Genomic DNA, 22,291 nt, shown 5'->3' with positions numbered 1-22,291 from the left:
ATGTCGCCATGCACCCCACCTCGTCCGCGGACTGGTCCGGCGTCGTCGACCTGATCGAGCAGGTCCTTGTCGAGGACGACCTGATGACGTCGGTGGTGGCCGGGGTGCGCACGGCCGTGCAGGACGTGTCGTCGCTGCCGTCGGCCGACATCGCCGGGCACACTCGGGCGCTGCTCACCGCCTCTACCCGAGCGCTCGCCGGGCGCCGCGGCCCCACCGAGGCCGAGCTCGCCTTCGTCGAGGAGCTCGCGGTGACCCGGGCCGGCCAGGGCATCCCGATCGAGGGGGTCCTGGGCGCGATCCACGTCGCGGAGCGGGCGATCTGGGCGCGCGCCCGGGAGCTCGCCCAGGCGCGCGGCCTGGATCCGGTGCGGCTGCTCGATGCCCGCGAGCTGTACGACGACTGGGCCGAGGCGGTGCGCGGACGGCTGATCCGGGCCCACCGGGAGGCGCGCGACGCCCGGGACCGCAACGACCGCGACCCGGGCGGCCGCGGCGGGTCGCAGCGCACCCGCGACACCGAGCTGCTGCGCCGGCTGCTCGAGGGCGGGTCGGCCGCGGTGCTGGCCGCGGCGGAGGCGGGCCTGCCGACCGGCGGGGCGCTGTGGGTGCTGGTGGCCCGGGGCAGCGACCAGGCGGCCACCTCGGCGCTCGAGCGGCTGGCCCGCGAGCACTCCCCCGCCTGCGCGGCCCGGGTCGGCGACGTGGTCGTCGCCGTGGTGGCCCGTCGTCCGGCCGGGCGCACCTCGGAGACCGGCGTGGTCGGGCTGGCCGGCCCGGTCGGCCCCGAGGAGGTGGGCGCGGCGCACCGGTTCGCCACCGCGGCGGTGGCCGCCGCCGAGGCCATCGGACGGCGCGGGCTGGTGCACGTGGCCGATGTGGCGAGCGTCGCCGCCGTGCTCGTGCGGCGCGACCTGGCGACCGGTCTCGTCGCGCGTCACCGCGACGCGCGTGCCCGGCTCGGCGAGCACGTCGTACCGGTGGCGCGGGCGGTGCGCCGCTGGCTGGAGTGCGACCGGGACACGGCCCGAGCCGCCGGCGAGCTGTTCGTGCATGCCAACACCGTGCGCAACCGGGTGCAGCGCTTCACCCAGGTCACCGGTCTCGACCCGCTCGACACCTTCGCCGCCGTGGACGCCTGGTGGCTGTGCCACGAGTGGCTGGCGGAGACGGGCTGAGCGACCTCAGCCGCTCACCGCCGCTCCCGCGACGAGGCCGATCCCGCCGACCAGGGAGACCACGAGCACACCGGCGCGCGCGGCCGCCGGCGCCATCCGGGCGGTGAGCCAGAGTCCCCCGACCGTGCCGGCGGCCAGGGCCGCCAGCTCCCCCGGGCCGGGCAGGCGCAGGCCCAGCAGCAGGGCCGTGACGGCGTTCTGGACGACGAAGAAGGCATGCAGGTTGGCGCGTAGCACGCGGGGCTCCCAGTCGGTGTTCGCCGCGTAGAGCCCGATCGGGGGCCCGCCGACACCGCCGACGACGTTCAGCAGCGCACTGGTCGCGCCGGTGAGGACGACGGCCTGCGGGGTGCGGAACCACAGCGACCGCAGGCCGCCGGCCAGCAGCAGCACGGCCGCGATGACCCCGACCCCGCCAGTGAGGGCCAGCCACCGGGTGTCGGCCCCGGCCACGGCCCAGGCCACCAGCGGTGTGCACAGCAGGGTGGGGACCAGCAGCCGCAGCACGGCGCCGGGCTGCACCTGACGCACCTCGCGCGCTAGCGGGATCGCCGAGGCCAGCGTGGCGAGGCCCAGCGTGGCGGCGACGCCCTCGCGGGGGCCCAGGGCGAGCACCAGGACGGGAGCGGCCACCAGCGAGAAGCCCATGCCGGTGGCTGCCTGGGCGAGCGCGCCGGTGAGGACGCCGAGCAGGACCACGCCGAGGAGGAGCTCCTCGCTCACCGCGGGGAACGAGGCACAGGCGAAGTCGTCACGTCCGGAGTGTGCCCGCTCGCCACCCCCGAGCGGGTGGGCAGTCTCGGTGAGTGCGGCAACGCGGACCGCCGTCCTCGGGGTCCCGGCCGGTATGCTCGGGCCTCCCCTTCCCCCGCAGAGGTGTGTGACATGACGGCGAGCCGCTCGGCTCGCGAGCGGAAGGCCGCCGCCCAGGCCGGCCCCCTCGCGAGAGTGAAGATCGACCTCGACGCGCAGCAGCAGTTCGTCTACAAGATCAGCTGCTCGCAGTGCGTCGCGAAGGGCGAGCGCAAGTGGTCGGCGTACCGGCCCGGCGCCGACAACGGGTTCATGGCCGCGATGGACCGCTGGATCTTCCATCTCGCCGAGAAGCACCCGGGCGCCGAGGCGCCGTGCCTGGAGTTCCTGCCCGAGGCCCAGCGCCGGCTGCAGGAGCGCCGCGAGGGCCACGAGCCTTCTGATTGACGAGCGCGCGATCGGTGGGGGCCGGCCTCAGGCGGGTCGGGGCACCGCCGCGAGCGTGGCCTGCCCGAGCCAGCCGGGCACCTCACGGGCGCAGGGGCCGGTGATCTCGACCAGCCCAGCTCGCAGCGCCCGGCCCCAGGTGCGGTCGCCGCGCCAGATCTCGGTGAGCGTGCGCAGGCCGGTGGCGACGCGTGCGGCCACCTCGTGGCCGGGGTCGACGTCGCACACGTCGGCCTCGCCGGCGTTGACGCACAGCCACCACCGGGCGGCGAGGACGTCGTGGAACGCGAACGAGACCACCGTGCGCCCGGGCGGCCAGAGCGCGACCGGCACCGTGCGGCGCAGGTCCCACATCAGCAGGTGCGGGTCGAGGTCCTCCTCGCCCAGCCGGGCGATCCAGCGCACCCCCCAGGCGCCGAGCTGCTCGACGACGGGGCGCAGCTCCTCGCCGGCGGGGGTCAGCAGGTAGCCGCTGCGCCCGTGCCGCACCTCGCGGCGTACGACGCCGGCGCGCTCGAGGGTGCGCAGGCGCTTGGACAGCAGGGCCGGCGACATCTTCGGGTTCCCCCGGCGCAGGTCGTTGAAGTGGGTGCTCCCGGCGAGCAGCTCGCGTACGACGAGCAGCGTCCACCGCTCGTCGAGCAGCTCCATGGCCTTCGCCACCGGGCAGAACTGGCCGTAGGACGACATGGCTCCTCCTGGATGCGGATCTTCCAGTAGAGCGCGTCCCGGACCCGCCGCACCAGTGCCCGGCGCGAACTGGGTGGTACAGATCCGGCACTGGCCCTCAGCTGCCCGGCGGGGCCAGTCTCGAGGGAAGACTCGACCTTCGGGAGGAAACCATGACCGACCAGAGCACCGCCGCACCCGACATCAAGGCCAAGCACCGCGCCATGTGGGCACTGGGCGACTACCCCTCGGTGGCCACCGACGTGATCCCCACCCTGGGACCGCGCCTGGTGCAGGCGTGCGGGGTCCGTCCGGGCCAACGCGTCCTCGACGTGGCCGCCGGGTCCGGCAACGCCGCCATCCCCGCGGCCGAGGCGGGCGCCGACGTGGTCGCCTCGGACCTGACCCCGGAGCTGCTGGCGGCGGGGCGCCGCGACGCCGAGTCCCGCGGAGTCCAGCTCGACTGGCACGAGGGCGACGCCGAGGCGCTGCCCTATGAGGACGCCTCGTTCGACACCGTGATGTCGTGCGTGGGCGCGATGTTCGCGCCGTTCCACCAGGTGGCCGCCGACGAGCTGGCCCGGGTGTGTCGCCCCGGCGGCACCATCGGGCTGCTCAGCTGGACGCCGGCCGGGTTCATCGGGCAGATGTTCGCGACGATGAAGCCGTACGCCCCGCCGCCGCCGGCCGGCGCGCAGCCGCCGCCGCTGTGGGGCGACGAGCAGCACGTCCGCTCGCTGTTCGGCGAGCGGGTCGGCGACGTCGAGGCGAGCACCGAGAGCCTGCGCGTCGACCGGTTCGCCGACGGCGCGCAGTTCCGCGACTTCTTCAAGGCCACCTACGGCCCCACCATCGCGGTCTACCGCGCCATCGCCGAGGACCCGGAGAAGGTGGAGGCACTGGATCTCGAGCTGGCCGAGCTCATGCAGCGCCACGACCTGGGCGAGGGCGCGATGGACTGGGAGTACCTGCTGCTCACCGGGCGCCGCCAGTGACGCTCCCACCGCGGGTGGCGGTGTTCTGAGCCGGTTGGGGTTAGCGTGGAGAGAGATCTCTGCGCGTCCCCAAGGCCGGTCTCGGTCCGTCTGCGTCGTTCTCGGAACTCCCCACGGTTGGAGTCAGACAGATGGCAACCACCCCCAACGACCGACTCGAGCGCAAGGTGATCGTCACCGGCCTGGTCGTCGTCTCCGGCATGATCATGGCGGTCCTCGACAGCACGATCGTGAACGTCGCGCTCGACACACTGAGCTCCGACCTCGACGCGTCGCTGGCCAAGACCCAGTGGGTCGTCACCGGCTACCTGCTCGCCGTCGCCATCGTCATCCCGATCACCGGCTGGGCCATGGACCGGTTCGGATCGAAGCGGATCTGGATCACCGCGGTGACCATGTTCATGCTCGGCTCCGCCCTGTGCGCGACCGCCTGGAACATGGAGAGCCTGATCGGCTTCCGGATCCTCCAGGGCCTCGGCGGCGGCATGCTGACGCCGGCCGGGCAGGCGATGATCGCCACGGCCGCCGGGTCCGACCGGATGGGACGGGCCATGTCCATCCTCGGCGTGCCGATGCTGCTGGGACCGGTGTTCGGGCCGGTGCTGGGCGGCCTGCTGGTGGAGTACACGACCTGGCACTGGATCTTCGTGGTCAACGTGCCGGTCGGCATCATCGCGATCGCCCTGGCGCTCTGGAAGCTGCCCTCCGGCGGCGCTGCCGAGGCTCCCGGACGACTGGACGTGCTCGGCCTGGTCCTGCTCTCGGGCGGCCTCGCCATGCTGCTCTACGGCCTGTCCGAGGCCAGCTCCCGCGGCGGGTTCGCGGAGCGGGGGGTCCTGGGCTGGCTCATCGCCGGCGGCGTCGGCATGGCGCTCTACGTCGCGCACAGCCTCCACCGCGGGGCGGACTCCCTCATCGACGTCCGCCTGCTGGGCAACCGCGTCTTCGCCAGCAGCACGGCAGCGGTGTTCCTGGTGGCGGTCGCCATGTTCGGCGGGATGATCCTGCTGCCGCTGTACTACCAGACCGTCCGCGGCGAGGGCGCGCTCGGCGCCGGCCTGCTGCTCGCCCCGCAGGGCCTCGGCGCGATCGTGGCGGTGCTCCTCACCGGTCGCCTCACGGACCGGATCGGGGCCGGGTACGTCGTCCCGGTCGGCGTGGTGCTCGCCCTCGCCGGCACCTACCCGTTCACCCAGGTCGGCGTCGACACCTCCTACACGTGGCTCTCGGTCGCCCTCTTCGTGCGCGGCATCGGCATCGGCTCGGTGATGATGCCGACCATCTCCTCGGCGTACAGCACGCTCAGCAAGGCCCAGGCGACGAAGGGAGCCCCCACGCTGTCCGCCATCCAGCAGGTCGGCGCGTCCTTCGGCAGCGCCATCCTGGTCACCGTCCTGACCCACCACCTCACCGGCCAGCTCACCTCGCGGGGCCTCGACTCCGCCAGCAAGGGCAGTGGTGGCGGGGCCACCGAGCTGCACTCCATCCCGAGCCGGGAGATGCCGATCGTCGGGCCGCTGATGGCCGACTCCTACGGGTACGCCTTCTGGGTGGCCTTCGGCCTGACGGTGCTCATCATCCTCCCTGCGCTGCTGTTGCCACGGCACCTGCACGGCAAGGAGGCTCCTCCCGCAGGTCGCCGACGGAAAGTGGAATCCTAGGAAGTCCCACCACCACGCACGAGGGCTGCCACCCCGGTCGGGATGGCAGCCCTCGTGCGTGTCTGTGTGTCTCGGGTCAGCTGCAGCCGCTGGTGCTGCCGCAGCCCTCGCACACGTAGCAGGAGCCGGCCGGGCGCATCTTGGTCCCGCAGGTGAAGCACAGCGGGCTGTCGATGGCGGTGCCGGTGATCTTCTCCATCAGCTCGGTGGAGGTGTGCGCCTCCTGGGCGGGCTGCGCCGGGATCTCACGCTGCTCGCCGCCGTGGGTGTCCTTGGTCTCGACGGGCACCTCGGGCAGGCCGGTGGCGGGCTCGTCGACGAGCTCGGCGGCGGAGCCGGTCTCCACGATCGGCTCGTAGGAGCCGGTCTCGAGGTGGCGCTGACGCTCCTCGGCGGAGTAGATGCCGAGCGCGGAGCGGTCCTCGAAGGTCATGTAGTCCAGCGCCAGGCGACGGAAGATGTAGTCCATGATCGACTGCGCCATCCGCACGTCCGGGTCGTCGGTCAGACCGGCCGGCTCGAAGCGCAGGTTGGTGAACTTCGAGACGTAGGTCTCCAGCGGCACGCCGTACTGCAGGCCGATGCTGACCGCGATCGAGAACGCGTCCATCACGCCGGCCAGGGTCGAGCCCTGCTTGCCGAGCTTGAGGAAGACCTCGCCGAGCTCGCCGTCGTCGTGGGCACCCGAGGTCATGTAGCCCTCGGCGCCGCCGACGGTGAACGACGTGGTGCGCGAGGCGCGCGACTTCGGCAGGCGCTTGCGGGTCGGCGCGTAGACGACCTTCTCCACGACCTTGGTCTCCACGACCGCGGACTTGTTGGAGTCCTCGCCCTTGTTGTCGCCCTTGCCGCCCGACAGCGGCTGGCCGACCTTGGCGTTGTCGCGGTAGATCGCGGTCGCCTTCAGCCCCAGCTTCCAGGACTGCAGGTAGATGTCCTCGACCTCCTCGACGGTGGCCGACTCGGGCAGGTTCACGGTCTTGGAGATGGCCCCGGAGAGGAACGGCTGGCAGGCCGCCATCATCCGGACGTGGCCCATCGGCTTGAGGGCGCGGGCGCCCATCGCGCAGTCGAAGACCTCGTAGTGCTCGGCCTTGAGGCTCGGCGCGTCGACGACGTGACCGTGCTCGGCGATGTAGGCGACGATCGCCTCGACCTGCTCGGGCTGGTAGCCCATCTTGCGCAGCGCCCGCGGCACCGTCTGGTTGACGATCTGCATCGAGCCGCCACCGACGAGCTTCTTGAACTTCACCAGCGAGAAGTCCGGCTCGATGCCGGTGGTGTCGCAGTCCATCATGAAGCCGATGGTGCCGGTCGGCGCGAGCACCGAGGCCTGCGCGTTGCGGAAGCCGAGCTTCTCGCCCGACTTGATGACCGCGTCCCAGGCCTTCGTCGCCAGCTTGTGCACCTGCTCGTCGGCGAGGTGCAGCGGACGCAGCGTGTCGTTGGCGGCCTGGTGCTTGCGCATCACGCGCTTGTGGGCCTCGGCGTTGCGGGCGTAGCCGTTGTAGGGGCCGACGATCCCGGCCAGCTCGGCCGAGCGCTTGTACGACGTGCCGGTCATCAGCGAGGTGATCGCCGCGGCCATCGCGCGCCCGCCGTCGGAGTCGTAGCCCAGCCCCATCGCCATCAGCAGCGCGCCGAGGTTGGCGTAGCCGATGCCGAGCTGGCGGTAGTCGCGGGTGGTGGCGCCGATCGACTCGGTCGGGAAGTCCGCGAAGCAGATCGAGATGTCCATCGCGGTGATGATCAGCTCGACCGCCTTGCCGAACAGCTCACCGTCGAAGGTGTCGTCGTCCTTGAGGAACTTCAGCAGGTTCAGCGAGGCGAGGTTGCACGAGGAGTTGTCCAGCGACATGTACTCCGAGCACGGGTTGGACGCGGTGATCCGGCCCGTCTCGGGGTTGGTGTGCCAGTCGTTGATCGTGTCGTCGTACTGCAGACCCGGGTCGGCGCACTCCCAGGCGGCCGTCGAGATCTTCGAGAACAGCTCGCGGGCGTCGACGGTCTCGATGACCTCGCCGGTGCCACGCGAGCGCAGGCCGAACTCGGTGCCCTCCTCGACCGCGCGCATGAACTCGTCGCTGACCCGCACCGAGTTGTTGGCGTTCTGGTACTGCACCGAGGTGATGTCCTTGCCACCGAGGTCCATGTCGAACCCGGCGTCGCGCAGCGCGCGGATCTTGTCCTCCTCGCGCGCCTTGGTCTCGACGAACTCCACGATGTCGGGGTGGTCCACGTCGAGCACGACCATCTTGGCCGCGCGGCGGGTCGCGCCACCGGACTTGATGGTGCCGGCGGAGGCGTCGGCGCCGCGCATGAAGGAGACCGGGCCGCTCGCCGTACCGCCCGAGGAGAGCAGCTCCTTGGAGGAGCGGATCCGGGAGAGGTTGAGGCCGGCTCCGGAGCCGCCCTTGAAGATGAAGCCCTCTTCCTTGTACCAGTTCAGGATCGAGTCCATCGAGTCGTCGACCGACAGGATGAAGCACGCGCTGACCTGCTGCGGGGAGGGGGTGCCGACGTTGAACCAGACAGGAGAGTTGAAGGAGAAGTACTGGTGCACGAGCAGCCAGGTCAGCTCGTGCTCGAAGATCTCGGCGTCCGCGGCGGAGGCGAAGTAGCCGTGCTCGAGGCCGGCCTTGGTGTAGGTCTTCACCACCCGGTCGACGAGCTGCTTGAGGCTGGTCTCGCGGGCGTCGGTGCCGACGGCGCCGCGGAAGTACTTGGTGGTGACGATCGTGGAGGCGTTGACGCTCCAGAAGTCGGGGAACTCGACCCCGCGCTGCTCGAAGACGGCCGCGCCGGTCTTCCAGTTGGTCTGGACGACGTCGCGCCGCTCCCAGGTGATCTCGTCGTAGGGGTGCACGCCCTTGGTGCTGAAGACTCGCTCGATCTTCAATGCTGCTCCGGCCTTGCGCCTGGATCCGCTGACAGTCTCCGTCATGGGGCTCTCCTTGTTCCTGGTGACTTCTTCGTCGTCCTCGCGGGCCTGGTGGTTCCCGCGAGGGGTGGTACTGAGTGGTGCGCCCGGCACGCAGCTTCCCCACTACGTGCCGGGCGGTCTGTGGTCAGCCCGTGGGCTGAGGATCGCGCACGCCACCGACAGTGGCGTCGCTGAGCGGCTCCCGCTCCGTGCGCAGCCGCTCGATCTCGGCGACGAAGTCGTCGGCGGACTCGAAGGCCCGGTAGACGCTCGCGAAGCGGAGATAGGCGACCTCGTCCAGCTCGCGCAGGGGCCCGAGGATGGCCAGGCCGACCTCGTGTGCGGGCACCTCGGCCCAGCCGTCGCTGCGCAGGGTGTCCTCCACCGTCTGTCCCAGACAGTCGAGCTGGTCCGCGGTGACCGGCCGGCCCTTGCAGGCCTTGCGGACACCGGAGATCGCCTTCTCCCGGGTGAACGGCTCGGTGGCACCCGACCGCTTGAGCACGGTCAGCTGCATCTGCTCCACGGTCGTGAACCGCTTCTTGCATGCCGAGCAGGTACGGCGACGGCGGATCGAGCCGCCGTCATCTGCGACCCGGGAGTCGAGCACCTTGGTGTCGGTGTTCCGGCAGTAGGGACAGTGCATCGCGGGTGCTCCTCTCGTGGGCATGCCACGAGGCACCCGGAGGGTGTGGTCATGGCTGTGGAGAAATCGGCTTCTTCTGTGGACAACATGCGGTTACCTGTGGACCATCCCCTAGCCGACTGTGAACTAGATGTGGATAAGCACAACGGTGTAACTACTAGATGTAGTGGAACCGTACGCCCGGGCCGGAGTTAAGGCAAGCGGGCCCGGCGTGTCGTCCGGACCAGTCTCCGGGCCGCGAATCACCAGGCGCGAAAGCGCAGGTCAGCGGGGTTGCGTGCCCCGCGGGCCAGAGACTCCGGCCCCGGCGCGGCGACCTGCTTGACTGACTCCCGACACCGATCCCTAACCCGAAGGTGACCCTATGAGTCGTCGTACGTCGCGCACCGGAGCCCTGGCCCTGTCCCTGCTGCTGCTCCCCGGCCTGAGCCTGGCCGCCTGCAGCTCCGAGGGAGACTCCGAGCAGGAGCCCTCGAGCCTGGAGTCCCCCAGCGGCACCGGAGAGGTGCCGGACCCGGACGCACTGCCGGAGGGCTACCCGGAGCAGGACGCGCCGCTGATCGAGGGCGAGCTGGTCTCGACGAACTCGGAGAAGGCCGACGACGGAACCAGCTTCAGCATCCTCGTCGCCCCCGACAGCGAGGGCGCCGACGCCGCCGGCGAGGCGGTGGCGCGGTTCGTGGAGAAGGGCTGGCAGGACAACACCACGCCGGGCAGCTCGGCGCACGTCCTGGTCAAGGGCCCCGACACCGCGATCATCGAGTCGATCGACGGCAACGGCACCGAGCTGGTCAGCTACAACCTCGTCACGCAGTAGCCATCGGACCTCCCCGGACGGCTGACCGCTGGGCCCGCGGGGAGGAGCCTTACCCTTGCCAGCGGAACTCAGAGGAGAATCGTGAGCGTGAGCACGGGCAGTGGCGGCAAGCGAGCAGGGGCCCGTCGTGCGATGGCCGCGCCGCGCAGGCGGCGCGGCCTGCTCATGGCGCTGGCACTGGGGATCACGGTGACGGTGGTGGCGTGGGGCTACCTCGTCAGCGCTGCCATCGACTTCGGCAGCACGGCACGGGCCGGCGACTCCGCCGCCTGGGGCTTCCTGGCACTGGCCTGCCTCGGCGCCATCGCCTGTCTCTTCGCCGCCCTGCTGCTCGGCAGCCACGCCCTGCGCGAGCTCGGCGTCACTCGACGCCCCGACGAGGCGCCGCGCCCCACCGGGGGCCGACGGGCAGCGCGCTGATCGCTCAGTCGCGCACGGGCACGCGCAACCGCTGACCGGACATCACCGCGGCCGAGTCGAGGGCGTTGAGCCGCTGGATCTCGTCGACCACCTCGCGGGTGTCCCCCGGCGAGGCGATCTCGCTGGCGATCCCCCACAGCGTGTCACCGGGCCCGACCGCGACGATCCGGGTGTCCGGTGCCTGCCCGGCGCTCTGCGTGGCGACGGAGCCGTCACCGAGCACCACCCCTACCGCCAGCAGCAGCGAGACGGCGCCGCCCAGGATCACCGCCCTCCCGCGACGGGTCAGCCGCACCGGCCCGGCCACGGGGCGGGCGGGACGCGAGGCGGGGCGGGCAACGGGCTGTGCGGCCAAGTGGACTGCGGTGCTGCTCATGGGGACCTCCAGGGGAAGGCGGCGTCAGGGCCGGGCGGTTGCCCGGCAGTGCTGCCGTGTCGGTCTGTGTCTACAAGCGACCACCGACAGTCCCGCTGCGAGCCGCTGTCGCCGGCCGCGTGAGGAAGCGTCTCCGAGTCACCTGATCGGGCATGTCGCTTGAAAGGCATCCGTTCGATCAGGTGTTCGATCGAACATACGAGCGAACTTAGAGCATGTGTTCGAATAGGGCAAGAGAAACGCCGAACATGCGTTCGAGTTCCTCAGCCTGGCGAGGGCGACACGCCCTTCGAACAGATGTTTGAACCTGCCGGTGTCGGCGGTCTACGGTAGGGAGCATCGGCGGACGCGACGGCGCGGCCGGCGCTCACACCGCCCCGAAGCAGAGAGGCACACAGATGGCCAGAGGAACGGGCTCGGACGACGGGGGCCGCACCAGCGCGTCCACTCCCGCCAAGGCGCGCACCAAGGGCGCCGGCAAGGGCGGCGCCAAGGTCGCGGTGCTGCCGGACGGGCCCCCCGACGCCACCGGCCTGACCCCGCGCCAGCAGCGGGTCCTCAACGTCATCCGCGACTCCATCGAGATGCGCGGCTACCCGCCGAGCATGCGCGAGATCGGCGAGAAGGTCGGGCTGACCAGCTCCTCGTCGGTGGCGCACCAGCTGAAGGTGCTCGAGGAGAAGGGCTTCCTCAAGCGCGACCCCAACCGCCCCCGGGCCATCGAGGTCTTCCTGCCCGAGGTGATGGCCGCACGCCGTTCCATGTCGGCGCCGGACCCGGTCGCCGAGGAGGACTTCGACCCGACCGGCATCGGCGACGCGATGCCCGCGGCGATCAACGTGCCGATGGTCGGCCGGATCGCCGCCGGCGGGCCGATCCTGGCCGAGGAGCGCGTCGAGGACGTGTTCCCGCTGCCCAAGCAGCTCGTCGGCGACGGCACGCTGTTCCTGCTCGAGGTGGCCGGTGACTCGATGATCGACGCGGCCATCTGCAACGGGGACTACGTCGTGATCCGCCAGCAGCCGACCGCCAACAACGGGGAGATCGTGGCGGCGATGATCGACGGCGAGGCCACGGTGAAGACGTTCCAGCGCAAGGACGGCCAGGTGTGGCTGCTCCCGCACAACACGGCGTACGACCCTATTGACGGGACCCATGCGACGATCCTCGGTAAGGTCACGGCGGTCCTGCGCCGCATGTGACCCTCGGATCGGGCACGGGCCCGCTCAGGGTCATTCCTGATGCGGATCCGACGAGCTCGCGGGAGAATGGGGAAGTGACGATCGCGAGACAGCCCCCGACCGCCGCCGCCCACCGGACGGCAGGGCGCTCCACCCTCGCGACCCGGCCGCGTCTGCGGCGCGGGCTCCTCGAGCTCGCGGTGCTGGCCAGCCTCTACGTCGCCTACAGCGCCAGTCGCCTGGTGGCCGACGACTCCTTCGAGCCGGCGCGAGAGCGCGCGGTCCAGCTGCTGCACCTGGAGAGCCTGGTCGGCCTCGACGTCGAGGCCGGCCTCAACCAGTGGTTCGTCGCGGTCTCCTGGGTGGGCCTGGCCGCCTCCTACTGGTACGCCACCACCCACTACGTCGTCACGCTCGTCGCGCTGGTCTGGCTCTACTTACGGGGCCGCGCCGCCTACGTCCCGGCGCGTACGGCGCTGCTCGTCGCCACCGTCCTGGGCCTGGCGATGTACCTGCTGCTCCCCACCGCTCCCCCGCGGCTGGTGGACGGCTACGTCGACGTCCTGCACCTGCACGCCGCCGACGGCTGGTGGGGTGGCGAGGCCTCGGCACCCAAGGGGTTCGGCGACCTCACCAACCAGCTGGCCGCGTTCCCGTCGCTGCACGCCGGCTGGGCGCTCTGGGTGGCGCTCGCGGTGCACCGTGAGGTCCGCGGAGTGTGGATCAGGTCGTTGGGCTGGGCCTACGCGCTGGTCACCGCGGTCGTCATCGTGGGCACCGGCAACCACTGGGTCCTCGACGTGGTCGTCGGCTGGCTGGTGGTGCTGATCGGCTTCTGGGTCGGGGATCGCTGGAGCGCCCGACGAGGGCACCGCACGGCGCGCTAGCGTCTGCACATGGATCTCGCGCCCCGCTTCACCGCTCGCAGGTTCCGCGAGGGCTACGACCCCGCGGAGGTCGACGCGTTCATCGCCCGGGTGCAGGCCGCGATCGCGCAGTCGCCACCGGCCGTGTCGACCGACGACCTCCTCGACGTCCGCTTCACGGTGCGCCGCCAGGAGGCGTCCTACGACATGGCCCAGGTCGACGACTGGGTCGCCTCGATGCTCCACTACCTGCGCAGCCGCCAGCGGGGCAGGCCCGCGTCGCCGGGACAGGACCCGAGCCTGCCTCCGGAGCTGCGCGGGGCCGACCTGCCGACCACCCACCTCCGCCCGTCCGGTCCCCCGGCCTGGGCGCGGCTGACGGCGCTGATCCTGGTGATCTCGCTGGTGGCGTTCGTGGTGGCCTCGGCGTTCATCTGAGGCCCGGGCTCACTCGCTCTCGGAGAGGCGCTTGAGCGCCTTGCGGACCACGGCCGGGTCGGTGGTCGGCCACATCGCCGGCAGGCTCGCCTTGAGGAAGCCGCCGTAGCGGGCCGTGGCCAGCCGTGGGTCCAGGATCGCGACGACGCCCTTGTCGGAGGTGGTCCGGATCAGCCGGCCCGCCCCCTGGGCCAGCAGCAGCGCGGCGTGGGTGGCGGCCACCTGCATGAAGCCGTTGCCGCCGGACTTGTCGACCGCCTGCTGGCGCGCCGACATCAGCGGGTCGTCGGGGCGCGGGAACGGGATCCGGTCGATCAGCACCAGCTGACAGGTGTCGCCGGGCACGTCGAGGCCCTGCCACAGGCTGAGCGTGCCGAACAGGCAGGTGTGCGGGTCCTCGACGAACTGCTTGGCCAGCTCCGGCAGCTGGGCGTCCCCCTGGGCCAGCGTGGTCAGGTGCGGCAGCCGGGCCCGGACCGCCTCCGCGGCCGCCTCGGCGGCGCGGCGCGAGGAGAACAGCCCCAGCGCGCGCCCGTCGGAGGCGTCGATGAGCTCCACGATCTCGTCGAGCTGACGCTCGCCCAGCCCGTCGCGACCCGGGGGCGGCAGGTGGCGCGCGACATAGAGGATGCCCTGGCGGCCGTAGTCGAAGGGCGAGCCGACGTCGAGCCCGCGCCACGGGAGCACCCCCTCGGGCGGTGACGCGGCCCGCTCGCCGAGCACCGTGTCGCGCTCGGAGGGCTTGAGCCCGACGCTGGTGGCCACCGAGTTGAAGTCGCCGCCCAGCATCAGGGTGGCGCTGGTGAACACCACCGTCTTCTCGCGCAGCAGCTTGTCGCGCATCTGGCCCCACACCTGCAGCGGGGCCACGCAGAGCCGGGCGGGGATCCGGTCGCGGGCCTCGGAGAGCCACAGCACGTCGGACTCGAGGTCGGCCGCCATCCGCTCGGCGTGGGTGAACAGCTCCTGGACCATCCCCTTGGCCTGGGTCCTGCCGGCGTCGGCCTCCCCCTCGCCGTCCTTGGGAAAGGCCGAGATGCAGGCACGGGCGGCGTCGCGGACCAGGACGAGGGCGTCGGAGAGCGCCTCGGGCATCCGCTGGATCCGCCCGGCGTCGATGCCGGCCAGCGCGTCGGCCAGGGCCTCGCCGGCGTCGCCGAGCTCGTCGGCCTGGTCGCCGTCCACGTGGCGCTGGGCGCGCCGCGAGGCCCGCTCGATCTCGCTGACGGTGATCTCGTCGGTGGCGGCCTGCGTCACCCGCGCGGTCAGCTCGTGGGCCTCGTCGATGACCACGACGTCGTAGTCAGGGATCATCGGCACGCCCTCGATGGCGTCGATGGCGAGCAGCGAGTGGTTGGTGATGATCAGCTGGGACTTTGCCGCCCGCTCCTTGGCCCGCTCGGCGAAGCACTCCGCGCCGTACGCGCACCGGGTGGCGCCGAGACACTCCCGGGCGCTGACGCTGACCTGGCGCCAGATCCGCTCGGTGTGCCGGGGCGCGGCGTCGCGCTCGCCGGTGCCGGCCCGTTCCGCCTCCTCCTCGGCCCAGGCCCGCAGCCGGAGCACCTCGGCGCCCTGGGAGGACTCGGGGAGGTCGACCAGCGCCCCCTGGTCGTCGGGCACGCCCTCGCGGATGCGGTGCAGGCAGGCGTAGTTGGAGCGGCCCTTGAGCACGGCGTACGACGTGTCGTCGACGAGGTCGCCGACCGCCTCCATCAGCCGCGGCAGGTCGCGCTCGACGAGCTGGTGCTGCAGGGCCAGGGTGGCGGTCGCGACGACCACGCGGCTCTCGTGCAGCAGGCTGGGCACCAGGTAGCCCAGCGACTTGCCGGTGCCGGTGCCGGCCTGGACGAGCAGGTGCTGGCCCTGCTCCATCGCGTCGGCGACGGCCTCGGCCATCTGGATCTGGCCGGTGCGCTCGCTGCCGCCGAGGGCCGAGACGGCCGAGGCGAGCAGCTCACGGACCCGCTGGGCGCCCGCCGACGCCGCGGGCCGCTCGGGGGCGTGCGGGCTCGGATCGGACGGGGAGGTCGCTGCGGGCACCCGAGAACCCTAACCGCGCCCGCCGACAGCCGGACACGGCCGTCGGCGGGCTGGGGACGGACGGCTCAGACGACCGCTCCGGAGTCCTCGGGGGCGCGCACGACCTTGACCTTCGCGGCCCGCGACATCGGCCACTTGCGCTGCAGCATGATCGACAGCGGCGTCGCGGTGAACACCGACGAGTAGGTGCCGATGATCAGACCCAGCAGCAGCGCGATGGAGAAGTCGCGCAGCGAGTCGCCGCCGAGCACGGCCAGGGCGGCGAGGATGAACATCGTGCCGAGGCCGGTGTTGATCGTGCGCGGCATGGTCTCCAGGCAGGCGGTGTTGGCGACGGTCTCGTACTTCTCGTCGCGCGAGGCGTACCAGCGCTCGCGGATGCGGTCGAAGACCACCACGGTGTCGTTGACCGAGAGGCCGATGATCGTCATCGCGGCGGCCAGGAAGACCCCGTCGATGGGCTTGCCGAGCCAGGCGAAGACGCCGACCACGATCAGCACGTCGTGGGCCATCGCGGCCACCGCGGAGAGACCGATCGTCCACTTGAACCGGATCGCCAGGTAGAGCATCTGGGCCAGCAGCGCGATGCCGAAGGCGATCAGCGCCTTGTCGCGCAGCTCGCTGCCGAGGCTGGCACCGATCTCCTGGCTGTCCTCGACGGTGACCTCGCCGCCGATCTCGGCGAGGGCCGCCTGGATCGAGTCGGCCTCGGCGTCGGTGATCTTGCCGGTGCGCACGGTGATGTCGCCGGTGTCGGCGCCCTGGACGACCGCCTCGGGGAAGCCCGCGTCGGCGACGGCGTCGCGCGCCTCGTCGACCGAGACCTCCTGGCTCAGCGAGTAGTCGATGGTGCGCCCGCCGGTGAACTCCACGCCGAGGTTCAGCCCCTGGGTGACGATGCCGGCGAGGGCGAACACCAGCGCCGCGCCGGAGATGCCCAGCCACAGCTTGCTGCGCGACATCAGGTCGGGGTTCTTGCGCTCGAGCCACTTGCGGGCGCGACCGGTGTCCGCGAGCCCGGTGATCGCCGGGCGCTTGCGGACGAAGGGGACGCTCACGCCGACCTCGGTGAGCACCCGGGCGATGATCAGCGCGGAGACCATCGAGGCCACGACGCCGATGGACAGCGTCACGCCGAAGCCCTTGACCGGGCCCGAGGCCAGGAAGAACAGCAGCCCGGCGGCGAGCAGCGTGGTGACGTTGGAGTCGATGATCGCGCTCCACGCCTTGTCGAAGCCGACCTTGAGCGCCTTGCGCATGCCGGCGGCCCGGTTGGCGGCGTACTCCTCGCGGGCTCGCTCGAAGACGAGCACGTTGGCGTCGATCGCCATGCCGATGGCCAGCACGAAGCCGGCCAGGCCGGGCAGGGTGAGCGTGGCACCGAAGGCGAGCAGGAGCGCGAAGGAGAGCAGCGCGTAGGTGGTCAGCGCGAGCGTGGCCAGGAAGCCGACGAGGCGGTAGACGATGATGATGAAGAGCCCGGTCAGGATCAGGCCGATGATGCCCGCCTCGATGGAGGCGTCGATGGCGGCGTCACCCAGGGTGGGGCCGACCTGGCGCTCGGAGATGAACTCGACCGGCAGCGGCAGCGAGCCGCCCTCGATCAGGATCGCGAGCTCCTTGGCGGTCTCGGCGTTGAAGTCGCCGCTGATCTCGGTGCTGCCGGTGATCCGGCTGCCGCAGCCCACGTTGACCGTCGGGGAGGAGATGACCTGACCGTCCAGGACGATCGCGATCCGGTTCGGGTCGCCGGTGGCGCAGGCGGCCGCGGCGCTGAGCTCGCCGAACGCCTTGGAGCCCTGGCTGGTGAAGTCGATGTTCACCACCCACTGGATCTCGCGCATCGCCGCCTCGGCGTTCTTGATCTCGTCGCCCTGCAGCGCGGCCGGGCCGACCTCGAGCAGCGAGGCGCCCTCGGTGTCGGCCTCGGGGTAGATGAAGTTGCCCTTCTTGGGCTTGGGCGCGGGCTGGTCCTCCGCCGGCGGGGCCACCGTGGCGATCACCGGGTTGATGGTCAGCTGGGCGGTCTGCCCGAGCACCTCCTCGGCCGAGGTGGCGTCCTCCGCGGAGATGCCGGGCATCTCCACCAGGATCCGGTCCTCGCCCTGGCGCACCAGGGTCGGCTCGGCGACACCGAGCGCGTCGACGCGCCCGCGCAGCACCTCGATGACCTTGTCGACGTTCTCCTCGTTGGCCTCGGCCTTGTCGGAGTCCTCCACCTGGAGGATGTACTGGGCACCGCCACGCAGGTCGAGGCCCAGACGGGGCTCGACCTTGATGGCGATGGCCGCACAGCCGGCCAACAGGCCGAGGACAAGCAGCAGACGTACGACAACACCACGTGACATGTGCGCCATCTTCCCTGACGTGCCCTGAGTCACCGAATCCGGGTCCGACACGCCGGGGCGCCTGACCCCGTCCGGAGGCTAGAGCGCGTAAGCCGCCAGCTCACCGGCCAGGTCCTCGTGGGCGCGCCCGCTGACCAGGGTGCCGTCGGCGGTGTGCTCCAGGGAGCCGATCTCACCCTGCTGGTGGATCCGGTTCACCAGGTCGCCGCGCTCGTAGGGCAGCAGCACGGAGAACTCCACCTCGGGTCGGGGCAGCTCGGACTCGATCACCGCGAGCGCCTCGGCGATGCCCTCACCGGTGCGGGCGCTGACCACGACCGAGTGCGGCTCGCGCTGACGCAGGCGCGCGAGGACCATCGGGTCCGCGGCGTCGGCCTTGTTGACCACGATCAGCTCGGGCACCTTGTCGGCGCCGATCTCGGCGAGCACCTCGCGCACCGCGGCGATCTGGCCCTCCGGGTCGGGGTGCGAGCCGTCGACGACGTGGAGCACGAGGTCGGACTGGGCGACCTCCTCCAGCGTGGAGCGGAACGCCTCGACGAGCTGGTGGGGCAGGTGGCGCACGAAGCCGACGGTGTCGGACATCGTGTAGATGCGCCCGTCCGAGGTCGTCGTACGACGGGTGGTGGGGTCGAGGGTGGCGAACAGCGAGTCCTCGACCAGCACGCCCGCGTCGGTGAGCCGGTTGAGCAGGCTCGACTTGCCGGCGTTGGTGTAGCCCGCGATGGCGACGCTGGGGACCGAGTGGCGCACCCGCTCGGCGCGCTTGGTGTCGCGGGTGCCCTTCATGTCGCGCAGGTCGCGGCGCAGCTTGGCGATCTTGGTGTTGATCCGACGCCGGTCGGTCTCGATCTTGGTCTCACCGGGGCCACGGCCACCGATGCCCTCGCCGCCGGCGGCGCGGCCGCCGGCCTGGCGCGAGAGGTTGCCACCCCAGCCGCGCAGCCGCTGCTTCATGTACTGCAGCTGGGCGAGCTCGACCTGTGCCTGGCCCTCGCGCGACTTCGCGTGCTGGGCGAAGATGTCGAGGATCAGCGCGGTCCGGTCGACGCACTTGACCTTGAGCTTGTCCTCGAGGTTCCTCAGCTGGCTGGGCGCCAGGTCGCCGTCGAGGATGACGGTGTCGGCGCCGTTGGCCTGCACGATCTCGCGCAGTCCGTCGACCTTGCCGCGGCCGATGTAGGTGGCCGGGTCGGGGCGCTGACGGCGCTGATAGATCGCGTCGAGGACCTCCGAGCCGGCGGTCTCGGCGAGCAGCGCGAGCTCGGCCATCGAGTTCTCGGCGTCCTCGACGCTGCCGTCGGTCCACACGCCGACCAGCACCACGCGCTCCAGGCGCAGCTGGCGGTACTCGACCTCGCTGATGTCCTCCAGCTCGGTGCGCAGCGTGGCCACCCGGCGCAGGGCGTGGCGCTCGGCCAGCTCCTGGGCGCCGAGGGTGAGCTCCTCGGGGTCGGGGCCGTCGAGGGAGACACGGTCCGCGTCGGCGTTCTCGTCGGTCTCGTCCGGGTCGGCGTACCCGGACTCGAAGTCGTCGGGGCCGGTGTCGTCGTCGTGGTCCTCGCGCTCCCACGCTTGGGTGGCGGCGAGCTCGGCGTCAAGGTTGAAGTCGTGTGCGTTAGTCATACGCTCACCAGGGTAGATCGGCGCGCGCCGGAAAGCGACGCGGTTTCGCCGAGGGCAGACACGGGGACAGTCACCGGGGTCCGGTACCCGACGTACCGGACGCCATTCCAGCTAGGAGCGTCGATGCAGCAGAGCACCCGTCCGGACACCCGCGAGCTCGAGTTCGGTGGGCTGCGGATCCGGTGGGACCAGCGGATCCTCGAGCCGAGGCCCTGGACCCTGGCCCAGCCGCAGTGGCTCGCCGAGCTGTCCGCGAGCGCCCCGGCCGGCCCGGCGCTGGAGATCTGCAGCGGCGCCGGGCACATGGGGCTGGCGCTGGCCAGGCTGACGGGCCGCGATCTCGTCCAGGTCGACGTGGACCCGGTGGCCTGCGCCTTCGCCCGCGAGAACGCCGCGGACGCCGGCATCGCCGTCGACCTGCGCTGCGCGCCGATGCAGGAGGCGCTCGCCCCCGAGGAGAGGTTCGCGCTGATCCTGGCCGACCCGCCGTGGGTACGACGCGCGGAGGTCACCGACTTCCCCGGGGACCCGGTGCTCGCGATCGACGGCGGCGACCTCGGCCTCGACCTCGCCCGCTCCTGTCTGGCTGTCGCCGACGCCCACCTGGCCCCCGGCGGGCACGCCGTGCTCCAGCTCGGCAGCTCGGCCCAGATGGACGAGCTCTGGGCCGAGCTCGCCCCCCGGCTGCCCCACCTGGAGCTCGCCGAGGTGCGCACCTTCGAGCGGGGGGCGCTGGCTCACCTGCGGGGGCTGTGACGCCTCACTTCGGGGGCATCCGGATCCCGCCGTCCACGCGGACGGTCTCGCCGTTCATGTAGGTGTTGAGCAGGCACTCCACGACCATGCTGGCCAGCTCGTCGGCGTCACCGAGCCGCTTGGGGAACAGCACGCTCTCCCCCAGCTTGGCCTTGAACGCCTCGGAGTCGGGTCCCTCGCCGTAGATGGGGGTGTCGATCAGGCCCGGCGCCACGGTGTTGAGGCGGATCCCGGCCGCGGCCAGGTCGCGGGCGACGGGCAGGGTCATCCCGACGACGCCGCCCTTGGAGGCGGAGTACGCGGCCTGCCCGATCTGGCCGTCGAACGCCGCGACGCTGGCGAGGTTGACGATGGCGCCGCGCTCACCGGTGGCGGTCGGCTCGTTGCGGCCCATCGCGGTGGCGGCCAGCCGCACGCAGTCGAAGGTGCCGATCAGGTTGATCGCGATGACCTTGCTGAACGCCGCGAGGTCGTGAGCGGAGGAGAACTGGCCGTCGCGGCCGATGGTGCGCTGGGCCCAGCCGATCCCGGCCGAGTTGACCACCGCGCGCAGCGGGCCGAGCTCGACGGCCTTCTCCACCGCGGCCTGGATCTGGGCGGTGTCGGTGACGTCGACCTTGGCGAACTCGCCCCCGATCTCGGCGGCGAGTGCCTCGCCCTTGTCGGCCTGCAGGTCGGCGACGACGACCTTGGCTCCCCGGGCGGCGAGCTGACGGGCGGCGGCTGCGCCGATCCCCGAGGCTCCGCCGGTGACGATTGCGCTGGCTCCTGTGATGTCCATCATGGGCCGAAGCATAGGGGCTGGGTGCCGATGGTCTAGTGCCACCTGCACCCAGCCCCGATGGCTGCGCGTGCGCCGCTGGGTCAGGAACCCGCTTCGACGAACTCGTCGACCAGTGCCTCGATCTCGCCGTCGTCAGGCAGCGCGATCTCGGTCTTGGTGTCCGAGGCGACGTAGCTGGGGCAGTTGCCGGCCGTCGCGGTGACCACCCCGCCGTCGTGGATCTGCTCGGCGGTCTTGGCCTCCACGAACACCAGCTGGAACTTCGCCGACTGGTAGTCGTAGGTGAACTTCTCGCCCTCGTAGTCCTCGGCCGTGCACTGCTTGATCGTCTCCTGGGTGCCCTCGATGACCTTCATGCACCCGATGACGCTCAGTTCCTTGAACTTGTCGTACTCGGGCGCCCAGTCGTTGCGGTAGTTGGAGTTGGCTCCGGTGGCGCGCCAGTAGTCGGCCGTCTCGTTGTACTGGAAGACCCACACCTTCGGGCTGGCGGCGTCGTAGGCGGCCGCGTTGTTCATCGCGTCGCCGTTGCACACCTCGGGGACCTCGTAGCTCTCCTCGGCGGTGAACTTGTCGCCGTTGGGCGTCACCGTGAACGCGGGCTCGCCGTCGGTGCCCTCCGCGCCGGCGCCCTCGCCCTCGCCCTCGGCGTCCTCAGAGGCGTCCTCGCTCGGCTCGTCGGCCGAGGCGTCCTCGCTGGGGTCGGCCTTCTCGCTGGTGTCGCCGCCCTTGGCCTTGGTGTCCTTGTCGTCGCCGCTCATCGCGACGGCGAGCGCCGTGCCGCCCACCCCGAGCAGGACCACGAGCACCGCGACCGCGACGTAGAGGACGGTCCGGTTCTTCTTGGGGCCGCCACCGCCGGGTCCGCCGCCGTACCCGCCGGGGCCCGACGGGGCACCGGGGTAGCCGCCGCCGTATCCGGGCTGGCCGTACGGCGGCTGACCCTGCTGGCCGTAGGGCTGCTGGGGGTAGCCGGGCTGACCGGGCTGGCCCGGCTGGCCCGGTTGGCCGTACGGCGGCTGGGCGCCGTAGGGCGCCTGCTGGCCGTAGGCGGGGGGCTGCTGCTGGCCGTACGGCGCCTGCGGCTGGTCGTAGGAGGGCTGGCCGTAGGCGGGCTTGCCGAAGGACGGCTGTGCCGGCTGCCCGGGGATCCCGGGGATCCCGGGGATCCCGGGGTCGGCGGCGCCGGGGTTGCCGGGCGCGCCTCCCATCCCGGGACGTCGCGTCGGTGCCTCGTCTGCGGAGGGGATCCAGGGCGGGGGCGCCTGGGGGCTCGGGTTCTCGCCCAGGTTGTCGTCCCCACGGGACTGGTCGTCGGACATGCTGCTCCTTGCTCAGGTGGTTGCGGGGGCCTTCTGCTCTGT

The 22,291-nt window shown here is 71.7% G+C and carries 20 protein-coding genes; 10 read left to right on the top strand and 10 right to left on the bottom strand.

Features of this window, described 5'->3' with window-relative positions:
* The first annotated feature begins 8 nt into the window (after positions 1 to 8).
* Positions 9 to 1,178, top strand: coding sequence for a helix-turn-helix domain-containing protein (locus tag AC6EH9_RS04690; protein WP_498421044.1), 1,170 nt, complete (start codon positions 9 to 11; stop codon positions 1,176 to 1,178).
* 6 nt (positions 1,179 to 1,184) lie between these two features.
* Here AC6EH9_RS04690 and AC6EH9_RS04685 read toward each other — a convergent pair whose 3' ends face one another.
* Positions 1,185 to 1,901, bottom strand: coding sequence for a TSUP family transporter (locus tag AC6EH9_RS04685; RefSeq protein WP_498421042.1), 717 nt, complete (start codon positions 1,899 to 1,901; stop codon positions 1,185 to 1,187).
* A gap of 162 nt (positions 1,902 to 2,063) precedes the next feature.
* Here AC6EH9_RS04685 and AC6EH9_RS04680 point away from each other — a divergent pair, with 162 nt between their 5' ends.
* On the top strand, positions 2,064 to 2,378 hold the full coding sequence (locus AC6EH9_RS04680) for a hypothetical protein (RefSeq protein WP_498421040.1): 315 nt from the start codon (positions 2,064 to 2,066) through the stop codon (positions 2,376 to 2,378).
* Between the two features lie 27 nt (positions 2,379 to 2,405).
* On the opposite strand, the gene AC6EH9_RS04675 is transcribed toward AC6EH9_RS04680, so the two are convergent.
* On the bottom strand, positions 2,406 to 3,068 hold the full coding sequence (locus tag AC6EH9_RS04675) for a winged helix-turn-helix transcriptional regulator (protein ID WP_498421037.1): 663 nt from the start codon (positions 3,066 to 3,068) through the stop codon (positions 2,406 to 2,408).
* A gap of 152 nt (positions 3,069 to 3,220) precedes the next feature.
* On the opposite strand from AC6EH9_RS04675, the gene AC6EH9_RS04670 reads away from it, so the two are divergent.
* Positions 3,221 to 4,042 carry a class I SAM-dependent methyltransferase gene (locus AC6EH9_RS04670; protein ID WP_498421034.1) on the top strand — a complete coding sequence of 274 codons (822 nt, stop codon included), beginning with the start codon at positions 3,221 to 3,223 and terminating at the stop codon, positions 4,040 to 4,042.
* A gap of 131 nt (positions 4,043 to 4,173) precedes the next feature.
* Positions 4,174 to 5,703 carry an MDR family MFS transporter gene (locus AC6EH9_RS04665; RefSeq protein ID WP_498421032.1) on the top strand — a complete coding sequence of 510 codons (1,530 nt, stop codon included), beginning with the start codon at positions 4,174 to 4,176 and terminating at the stop codon, positions 5,701 to 5,703.
* A 76-nt stretch (positions 5,704 to 5,779) separates the two neighbouring features.
* Here the strand turns inward: AC6EH9_RS04665 and AC6EH9_RS04660 are convergent, their stop codons facing one another.
* A complete protein-coding gene (locus AC6EH9_RS04660; RefSeq protein WP_498421030.1) occupies positions 5,780 to 8,647 on the bottom strand; it encodes a vitamin B12-dependent ribonucleotide reductase in 2,868 nt (955 codons plus the stop codon).
* Between the two features lie 124 nt (positions 8,648 to 8,771).
* The gene (nrdR, locus tag AC6EH9_RS04655; RefSeq protein WP_498421028.1) at positions 8,772 to 9,272 is read right to left on the bottom strand and encodes a transcriptional regulator NrdR; all 501 of its coding nucleotides are present in this window, start codon (positions 9,270 to 9,272) and stop codon (positions 8,772 to 8,774) included.
* A gap of 364 nt (positions 9,273 to 9,636) precedes the next feature.
* Here nrdR and AC6EH9_RS04650 point away from each other — a divergent pair, with 364 nt between their 5' ends.
* Both AC6EH9_RS04650 and AC6EH9_RS04645 read left to right on the top strand, forming a co-directional pair.
* Positions 9,637 to 10,089 (top strand): hypothetical protein, encoded by a 453-nt coding sequence (locus AC6EH9_RS04650; RefSeq protein ID WP_498421026.1) that lies wholly within the window; start codon positions 9,637 to 9,639, stop codon positions 10,087 to 10,089.
* Positions 10,090 to 10,176: 87 nt separating this feature from the next.
* On the top strand, positions 10,177 to 10,509 hold the full coding sequence (locus tag AC6EH9_RS04645) for a hypothetical protein (protein WP_498421023.1): 333 nt from the start codon (positions 10,177 to 10,179) through the stop codon (positions 10,507 to 10,509).
* 4 nt (positions 10,510 to 10,513) lie between these two features.
* On the opposite strand, the gene AC6EH9_RS04640 is transcribed toward AC6EH9_RS04645, so the two are convergent.
* Positions 10,514 to 10,885 (bottom strand): LysM peptidoglycan-binding domain-containing protein, encoded by a 372-nt coding sequence (locus AC6EH9_RS04640; RefSeq protein ID WP_498421022.1) that lies wholly within the window; start codon positions 10,883 to 10,885, stop codon positions 10,514 to 10,516.
* A 398-nt stretch (positions 10,886 to 11,283) separates the two neighbouring features.
* On the opposite strand from AC6EH9_RS04640, the gene lexA reads away from it, so the two are divergent.
* From lexA to AC6EH9_RS04625, 3 genes are all read left to right on the top strand, one after another.
* The gene (lexA, locus tag AC6EH9_RS04635) at positions 11,284 to 12,087 is read left to right on the top strand and encodes a transcriptional repressor LexA (protein ID WP_498421020.1); all 804 of its coding nucleotides are present in this window, start codon (positions 11,284 to 11,286) and stop codon (positions 12,085 to 12,087) included.
* Between the two features lie 74 nt (positions 12,088 to 12,161).
* Positions 12,162 to 12,953, top strand: coding sequence for a phosphatase PAP2 family protein (locus AC6EH9_RS04630; RefSeq protein WP_498421018.1), 792 nt, complete (start codon positions 12,162 to 12,164; stop codon positions 12,951 to 12,953).
* Positions 12,954 to 12,962: 9 nt separating this feature from the next.
* Positions 12,963 to 13,370 carry a DivIVA domain-containing protein gene (locus AC6EH9_RS04625; RefSeq protein ID WP_498421015.1) on the top strand — a complete coding sequence of 136 codons (408 nt, stop codon included), beginning with the start codon at positions 12,963 to 12,965 and terminating at the stop codon, positions 13,368 to 13,370.
* Positions 13,371 to 13,379: 9 nt separating this feature from the next.
* Here AC6EH9_RS04625 and AC6EH9_RS04620 read toward each other — a convergent pair whose 3' ends face one another.
* From AC6EH9_RS04620 to hflX, 3 genes are all read right to left on the bottom strand, one after another.
* Entirely contained in the window at positions 13,380 to 15,413 is a 2,034-nt protein-coding gene (locus AC6EH9_RS04620; protein ID WP_498421014.1) for an ATP-dependent DNA helicase, read from the bottom strand.
* A gap of 65 nt (positions 15,414 to 15,478) precedes the next feature.
* On the bottom strand, positions 15,479 to 17,761 hold the full coding sequence (gene secD / locus AC6EH9_RS04615) for a protein translocase subunit SecD (RefSeq protein ID WP_498421012.1): 2,283 nt from the start codon (positions 17,759 to 17,761) through the stop codon (positions 15,479 to 15,481).
* Between the two features lie 78 nt (positions 17,762 to 17,839).
* A complete protein-coding gene (gene hflX / locus AC6EH9_RS04610) occupies positions 17,840 to 19,387 on the bottom strand; it encodes a GTPase HflX (protein WP_498421010.1) in 1,548 nt (515 codons plus the stop codon).
* 123 nt (positions 19,388 to 19,510) lie between these two features.
* Here hflX and AC6EH9_RS04605 point away from each other — a divergent pair, with 123 nt between their 5' ends.
* Positions 19,511 to 20,143, top strand: coding sequence for a methyltransferase domain-containing protein (locus AC6EH9_RS04605; protein WP_498421009.1), 633 nt, complete (start codon positions 19,511 to 19,513; stop codon positions 20,141 to 20,143).
* A 4-nt stretch (positions 20,144 to 20,147) separates the two neighbouring features.
* Here the strand turns inward: AC6EH9_RS04605 and AC6EH9_RS04600 are convergent, their stop codons facing one another.
* Positions 20,148 to 20,924, bottom strand: a complete 777-nt coding sequence (locus AC6EH9_RS04600; protein WP_498421684.1) for an SDR family NAD(P)-dependent oxidoreductase — start codon at positions 20,922 to 20,924, stop codon at positions 20,148 to 20,150.
* An 83-nt stretch (positions 20,925 to 21,007) separates the two neighbouring features.
* On the bottom strand, positions 21,008 to 22,249 hold the full coding sequence (locus tag AC6EH9_RS04595; protein ID WP_498421006.1) for a hypothetical protein: 1,242 nt from the start codon (positions 22,247 to 22,249) through the stop codon (positions 21,008 to 21,010).
* Positions 22,250 to 22,291 lie beyond the last annotated feature (42 nt).

It is taken from the genome of Nocardioides sp. Z21_20, from assembly GCF_059766585.1.
This window is presented reverse-complemented; position numbering and strand designations above follow the sequence as displayed.